The sequence below is a fragment of the Streptococcus parasanguinis genome, assembly GCF_023109675.1.
Taxonomy (GTDB): Bacteria; Bacillota; Bacilli; order Lactobacillales; family Streptococcaceae; genus Streptococcus; species Streptococcus parasanguinis_I.
In genome coordinates this window covers 1-956 of the sequence record NZ_JALDUR010000034.1, presented here as the reverse complement: position 1 = coordinate 956, position 956 = coordinate 1, and the positions used below count along the sequence as shown (strand labels likewise).

Genomic DNA, 956 nt, shown 5'->3' with positions numbered 1-956 from the left:
GTGATTGATATCATATAAAGCCTTGTTTAAAGCCTCATAAGAAATAGTGGCTAAATCTGTTTTCTTTGGGAAATATTCTCTTAGCAAGCCGTTTGCGTTTTCATTGCTTCCTCTCTGCCAGGATAAATAGGCATCCGCAAAGAAAAAGGAAATTCCTAAATTCTCTACCAGAGGATAGCAGGCGAACTCTTTTCCCCTATCTGAAGTGAAGGTTTTAAGAGTCTCTTTTGGAAATAGCTTACAAAGTTGTTCGATAGCTGAAAACATGGATTTGGCTGTTCTATCTGGTATCTTGGAAGCTAAGTAAAAGCGAGTTCTCCGGTTGCTAAACAGCCCTTGCTTTTGCCTCTGGAAGACACCACAGTATCGAGATCCCAGTGGCCAAAAGTTTCACGATTCTGAACCTCTTTAGGACGTTTGGTAATCGACGTGCCAATCCTAAATCTTCCACGTGTTTCTTTGGGTTGTCGAGTCTTTCCTTTACGACGAAGGACGCTTAAATCCAGATCAATCAAACCAGCATAGAGCCAGTTATAGATGGTTTTAAAAGCTACCATTGGCTTTTGCTCAAGCTGATAGCGCCCGCAAATCTGTTCAGGCGGCCAAGAGGATTTTAAACCGTTCTCAATTTCCTTTTTCAACTCTGGTGTTAAACAAGACTTCCGACCTTTTTGCTTGACCCTGTGGTCGTACTCTTCCTGTGCTAAGATGGCGGAATAAGCATTTTGACATCGTCTTAACTCTCTTGAAATGGTAGACTTATGGACGCCAAGTTTATTTGCAATTTGGCAAGTTTTCAAACCTAATTCCAAGTAGGATTCTATCTTTATTCGGTCAGTTATGGTAAGATGGGAGTAGCTCATAGTTTTTTCTCGGGTTCTGTTTGTGTGATTACTTACAGTTTACACCAATGAAACGCTATGAGTTTTTTGTTGCACTATATTTTACAATTTATC

Annotated in this window: 1 pseudogene; it reads right to left on the bottom strand. The window is 40.3% G+C overall.

Annotated elements, in window-relative coordinates:
• A pseudogene (locus M1G14_RS10875) lies at positions 1-863 on the bottom strand (IS30 family transposase); the annotation flags it as partial.
• Positions 864-956: the final 93 nt, after the last annotated feature.